This window comes from Nitratidesulfovibrio liaohensis (assembly GCF_011682075.1).
Lineage (GTDB): Bacteria > Desulfobacterota > Desulfovibrionia > Desulfovibrionales > Desulfovibrionaceae > Cupidesulfovibrio > Cupidesulfovibrio liaohensis.
In genome coordinates this window covers 1-1858 of the sequence record NZ_VSMK01000482.1, presented here as the reverse complement: position 1 = coordinate 1858, position 1858 = coordinate 1, and the positions used below count along the sequence as shown (strand labels likewise).

Annotated in this window: 1 protein-coding gene and 1 pseudogene; one reads left to right on the top strand and one right to left on the bottom strand. The window is 70.5% G+C overall.

What is annotated here, in order from left to right:
• Positions 1 to 763, bottom strand: a pseudogene (locus FVW27_RS14560) (amidohydrolase family protein); the annotation flags it as partial.
• A 532-nt stretch (positions 764 to 1295) separates the two neighbouring features.
• On the opposite strand from FVW27_RS14560, the gene FVW27_RS14555 reads away from it, so the two are divergent.
• The coding region (locus FVW27_RS14555) for a WcbI family polysaccharide biosynthesis putative acetyltransferase (RefSeq protein ID WP_243838479.1) at positions 1296 to 1858 on the top strand (563 nt) is incomplete at its 3' end.

The window sequence follows — 1858 nt, the reverse complement described above, 5'->3', positions numbered from 1 at the left end:
CCGGCGCGGCAAAGCCCGGCGGCAGCACGCGCACGGCCAGCAGGTCGGCCAGCGCGCCGCGCCCGGTGGTCAGGAATTCCACCTCGTCCGGGTGCTCGGCCAGATGCAGGGAAAAGACACGGTGGTTGCGTTCGCACCAGCGGCGCGCGGCGGCCATGGCTACCGGATGGGTGGAGTACAGGGCATGCCCTGCCAGTGCGGCGTCCGGGTGGATGGGGAAGGGCGCGCCGGGGGCGGGTGATGCGCCAGCCGGGCCGGAGGGGGCCACATCGTCCGCAGCCAGGTCGGAGGCCAGTTCCGCCATGGCGCGGGGCCACAGGGCGGCGGTGTCCGCAGGGGCGGCAGACTCGCCGCCGGGCGTGATGAAGCGGTAGCCGAACACCTCCGCGAAGTGCGAACAGCCGATGGACGCGGTCCGCATGGCCCGGCGCACGGCGGCAGGGGCCACGGCGGTGATGTCGCCCACGTGAGCGGTGTGGCAGGCCGCAAGCTGGCGCGCGGCATCGGCCAGTGCGGCGGCGCGGACGTCCGGAGGCGTGTCTGCCCCGGCGAGCGGCAGCAGGCTTTTCACCCACGGCACGAAGCCGCCCCCCAGCACGGTGCGCCCGGCCAGGTGCGAAAGTTCGAGGTGCGCGTGGCAATTGACCACGCCGGGCGTCAGGGTGACCTCGCCAAGGTCGGACAGGGGAACCCCCGCCCGGCGGCGGAAGGCGCCCATGGGTTCCACGGCCTCGATGATGCCGCCGCGCAACCCGGAAAGCACGCGGGCCGCGCCATCCGCGCAGCCAGGGACATTCGCGCAGCCAGGGACATTCGCGCAATCAGGGGCATCCACGCCGGAAGGCGTGGAGCACGCGCCGTCCGCCAACGCCGCCTGCCCGGCGCCGTCCAAGAAAACGCCCCGGATCACAACGACATGGTCGTCGAGAACGCGGGGCGGCGAAAACAGGTCGCGCGGGTCTCGTGACGGACCCTCACCTGAGAGGGGTATGACGCGTCGCGCGCGGACGGCGATGAGCATTGTCTGTACGGGGGGTTGGGTGTACAAGCCGGGCACGGTAGTCACCGGCCCTTGGGGTATGCCGTTGGACGCATGCCCACAAGATAGTGTTCCACAATCGGGTGGGGATGTAAAGAAAACGGGCGCGCCCGCCGAACAGTTGATGACGGATGACCTGCCCGGTCTTCGCGCCCGGTAGTCACCCTGCCGGATGGTCCGCCCGGTTTCGCAGTCCCGCGCAATCCCGGGTGCACCCGCACCATAACTCCAGCCGCGTGTCCCCGCGCAGATTCCCATGACCACATCGCACCGCAGCCTCTGCCTCATCCACGCCAACTGCCAGGGCGACCCGCTGGCGCAACTGCTGGCCGCCTCGCCGCAGTTTGCCGCGCGCTACGAGATCCGTCGATACACCAACTACCTGCGCGAGCGCGTTGCCCCCGCCGAACTTTCCGGCTGCGGGCTGTTCCTGTACCAGCATCTGGGCGAAAAGTGGGACGACCACGCCTCTGACCGGCTGCTGGCCCTGGTCAACCCGGCGGCGCGGGTGCTGCGCCTGCCCAACATGCTGTTCACGGGGTACTGGCCGTTCTGGACCAACAAGAGCCCCATGGATTTCGGCGATGCGTTCCTGGACCGGCTGGTGTCCATGGGCCTTGGCATGGCGGAAATCCTGCACGTGTACCTGCACGGCGACATCGCGGCCAAGTACGACCTGGACGCCATGCTGCGCGCATCGCTGGATGTGGAGCGGGACAAGGAACGCGGGGCGGACGCGACGGCAGGCGCGCAGCGGGGCAGGGCCGGTGGCGACGGCGGGGGGCATGGCCTTGACCGGGGTAACGACGCTGCCGGGCG